The 4310-nt window shown below is 38.4% G+C and carries 4 protein-coding genes; all 4 read left to right on the forward strand.

Going from position 1 to position 4310, the window contains the following annotated elements; translation table 11 throughout:
• The coding region (locus ACH2CJ_RS20425; RefSeq protein WP_394996031.1) for a sialate O-acetylesterase at nt 1-149 on the forward strand (149 nt) is incomplete at its 5' end.
• A gap of 64 nt (nt 150-213) precedes the next feature.
• Nucleotides 214-1896, forward strand: a complete 1683-nt coding sequence (locus tag ACH2CJ_RS20430) for a glycoside hydrolase family 43 protein (protein WP_394996024.1) — start codon at nt 214-216, stop codon at nt 1894-1896.
• 77 nt (nt 1897-1973) lie between these two features.
• On the forward strand, nt 1974-3548 hold the full coding sequence (locus tag ACH2CJ_RS20435; RefSeq protein WP_394996027.1) for a glycoside hydrolase 43 family protein: 1575 nt from the start codon (nt 1974-1976) through the stop codon (nt 3546-3548).
• An 80-nt stretch (nt 3549-3628) separates the two neighbouring features.
• Nucleotides 3629-4310: alpha-L-fucosidase (locus ACH2CJ_RS20440; RefSeq protein ID WP_394996029.1), on the forward strand; the 682-nt coding region annotated here is incomplete at its 3' end.

Genomic DNA, 4310 nt, shown 5'->3' on the forward strand with positions numbered 1-4310 from the left:
TTGCTACTTTGCCACAAATGATACCGAATGCCCACGTAATTTCGTCGGCTGGCTGTCCAGATGTTGCTGATAATCTGCATTTTAGTGCCCAAGGTTACAGAATACTTGGTAAGCGATACGCTGACAAAATGTTAACATTATTCCGGTGATTGGTTCAAAAATAGCTTGTGATAAACTCATTTTTAAAACTCAAAAAATAATTTCAAATAACTCATGAATACGTTTTCATCAAAAACAAAGCAATTTTTGGTAGTTTTTTTAACCATTTTTGGCTTAAATTTCTCATTTGCTCAGTCAATTACGATTCCAAATCCGATACTGACTGGTTTTTATCCCGATCCAAGTATCGTAAAAGTAGGAGCAGATTATTATTCAGTTCATTCTACTTTTTCATATTTCCCAGGTTTGCCCATTATGAACAGCCGTGATTTGAAAAACTGGAAACAAATTGGCAACGTAATCACCCGACCATCACAGATGGATTTCATGGGCGAGCGTATGAGCCGTGGGCTTTTTGCTCCTGCTATTACTTATTATAAGGGCATATACTACGTTACTTGTACCGATATTGACCACGATGGCAACTTTGTGGTAACTGCTACTAATCCAGCCGGCCCGTGGAGCGACCCAGTAAAAATGAGCCAAGTACGAGGCATCGACCCTTCTATTTATTTTGATGAAGCAACCGATAAAGCCTATGTGGTTTACAACAGTGATGCTCCTGATAATAAACCACTTTACTCTGGTCATCGAACAGTACGAATGTACGAGTTTGATTACAAAAACCTAAAAACTATCGGAGAGCAAAAACAATTGATTAACGGCGGGGTGGATATTAGCAAAAAACCAGTTTGGATTGAAGGTCCACACATTTTGAAACGTAACGATTGGTATATTTTATATTGTGCCGAGGGTGGAACTTCGGTCAATCACTCACAAGTGGCCTTGCGTAGCAAAGATATTTGGGGTCCTTATGTGCCGTTTGAAGGCAATCCTATATTGACACAAAGAGGTTTGCCTGCCGACCGCCCAAATCCGATTACTTCAGCGGGACATGCCCAATTTATCGAAGGCCCCGATGGCAATTGGTATTCGATTTTCTTAGCCGTTCGCCCTTACGAAGGTGATTATTATAATACTGGTCGTGAAATGTTTATTGCTCCGCTTACGTGGGTAAATGATTGGCCGATGATTGAACACGGCGAAAAAGTGATTGAATATAAATATAAAACCAATATTAAAGAAGTAAAACAAAAAGGGGCTTTGCCACAAAACGGCAATTTTACATACACCATGAAGTTCGACAAAGGTCTCGACCTTTCACTAATGCACTTGCGAACGGTTGATAGTAGTTCATTCAAAACTTCCAAAAAAGGACTCAACCTTAAACTAAAACCTGAGACCATTTCAGAACTCGGCAATCCTTCATTTGTTGGTAAACGCCAGCAACATTTAACCAGCTCGGCAGAAACAGAACTTAACTTTTCACCGAAATCTGAAAAAGAGAAGGCTGGTTTAGTGATTTATCAAGACGAAAGCCATTTTTATTTTTTGGCAAAATCTATAAAAGACGGTAAAACACAGGTTGAATTATACAAGAGTGTTCATCGTAAAAAGGAGGTAGAATTGATAAATAGCCTACCCGTCGGCAACGGAAAATTAGTTTTGCGGATAGCCACAAAAGGTGATAAATGCGATTTTGAAATATCAGAAAATGGCAAAAGTTTCATGTTTTTGGCCCAAAACCAAGATGGAAAACACCTTTCTACAAAGTTTTCTGGTGGTTTTGTGGGCTGTGTATATGCGATGTACGCCACTTCAAATGGCGAAAAATCTGACAATGACGCAACATTTAAGTATTTGAAATACAGTGGCAATGATGCAGTTTTGAAGTAATTTGATAATTGCTATTATAGCTATTTCTTTCATAACTAATGGTATTTATAACCATATCTGAAAAGATTTTTCAAAAAATGAAAAGTAAATTATTGGGTATTATAATGTTTCTCTGTCTGTTTTTGGGAAAAGAAAACTTCGCCCAAAAGCAGAAGGCTGTTAATCCCATCATATATGCCGACGTGCCTGATTTGTCGATGATACGGGTGGGTAATACCTATTATATGAGTAGCACCACCATGCACATGAGTCCAGGTTTGCCAATAATGAGTTCAAAAGATTTGGTAAACTGGCAACTCGAAAGTTATTGCTATGATAGATTGGTAGAAAACGACGCCATGAACCTCAATAATGGTCAAAATACCTACGGTCGAGGTTCTTGGGCGAGTTGTATTCGCTATCATAATGGCGAATTTATGGTCAGCACTTTTGCCGCCACATCGGGCAAAACACATATTTTTACTTCTAAAAATAGCAAAGGATCATGGCATGAAAAATCATTTAAACCAGCCTACCACGACCACACAATTTTTTTTGATGATGATGGCAAAGTGTATATGATTTACGGTGCTGGTAAACTCAAAATTTTGGAATTAAAATCTGATTTATCTGGACCAGTCGAAGGAATTGACGAAAAATTTTTGATTGAGAATGCGTCTGCCCCAGCAGGAACAAACATCATGTTGGGGGCAGAAGGCTCACAGCTTTTCAAAAAAGATGGCAAATATTACCTTTTTAATATATGTTGGCCACGTGGTGGAATGCGAACCGTGATTATCCACCGAGCTGATAAAATAACTGGACCGTGGGAAGGAAAAGTGGCTTTACAAGATTTAGGAGTGGCACAAGGTGGATTGATTGACACACCCGATGGGCGTTGGTTTGCTTACCTTTTTCGTGACAATGGCGGCGTAGGTAGGATTCCATATTTAGTACCTGTCGAATGGAAAAACGGTTGGCCAACTTTGGGCGAAAACGGCAAAGTACCAATGAGCTTAAATCTTCCAGCCAATAAAAGTTTGATACCAAACCTTGTAAATTCTGATGAATTTTCTCGAAAAAAAGAAGAATCGAAGCTGCCCTTAGTTTGGCAATGGAATCATAATCCAGATAATTCGCTTTGGTCAGTTTTGGAGCGAAAAGGTTTTTTACGCTTAAAAACGGGTAGAATTGATACTAATTTTACCCAAGCCCGCAATACTCTAACGCAACGCACTTTTGGACCTACTTGTTCGGGCTCAATAATGTTGGATGTTGGCAATATGAAAGATGGTGATTATGCAGGATTAAGTGTTTTGCAGAAACACTTTGGACAAATAGGCGTAAAAATAGAAAACGGGAAAAAGACAATTCTGATGGTGAGTGCCAACGCAGGAAAGCCCGTGGAAATTCAAAAAATACCATTAGAGCAGAATAAAGTATATTTTAAAATTGAGTGCGATTTTACGGATAGAAAAGATTTGGCCACTTTCTTTTACAGCCTTGATGGCAAAAAATGGACAAACATTGGCGAAACCTTAAAAATGCCTTACACTATTCCACATTTTATGGGATACAGATTTGGGCTTTTCAATTATGCCACAAAAAATGTAGGCGGCTTTGCTGATTTTGATTATTTCCGAGTTTCAGATAAAATTTCAACAAAACCTTAGCTCTAAAAGAGAATTATTTTGCCAGAATGTTGTCAAAGATGATTAATTAAAGAGATTGAAAATAACATTATTTTTTTGATATGAAAAGTGCGATATTAAAGTTGATATTTTTTTGCTTATTTCTGAGCAATGCGGAGGATCAAAATACACCACCAAAACCATTTGGTCCAATTCCGACGGAAAATCAATTGCGTTGGCAGCAGATGGAATATTATGCTTTCGTTCACTTTTCTATCAATACCTACACGGACATGGCTTGGGGGTTTGGCAACGAAGACCCAAAGATTTTTAACCCCGAAAAATTAGATTGCAGGCAATGGGCAAGAATCTGCAAAGAAGCAGGCATGAAAGGCATTATTTTCACAGCCAAGCACCATAGTGGCTTTTGTTTGTGGCCTTCAAAATACACCGATTATTCTGTTGAAAAAGTACCGTGGAAAAATGGCAAAGGCGATATTGTAAAAGAAATGTCCGATGCCTGTAAAGAATTTGGGTTAAAATTCGGCGTTTATTTGTCGCCGTGGGACAGAAATCACCCCGATTATGGCAAACCTGAATACATCACCTATTTTAGAAACCAATTGACAGAATTACTAACCAATTATGGTGAAATTTTTGAGGTTTGGTTTGACGGTGCCAATGGTGGTTCAGGCTATTATGGCGGAGCGAATGAAACCCGCAAAATCGACGCTAAAACCTATTACGACTGGCAAAATACTTACAAATTGGTTAGAAAACTGCAACCCAATATAGTAATTTGGA

Source organism: Emticicia sp. (assembly GCF_043780375.1).
GTDB lineage: Bacteria > Bacteroidota > Bacteroidia > Cytophagales > Spirosomataceae > Emticicia.

Excerpts from the sequence above, each read along its gene's own strand:
- ACH2CJ_RS20430 (WP_394996024.1), top strand. The coding sequence starts at position 214 with ATGAATACGTTTTCATCAAAAACAAAGCAATTTTTGGTAGTTTTTTTA.
- ACH2CJ_RS20435 (WP_394996027.1), top strand. The coding sequence starts at position 1,974 with ATGAAAAGTAAATTATTGGGTATTATAATGTTTCTCTGTCTGTTTTTG.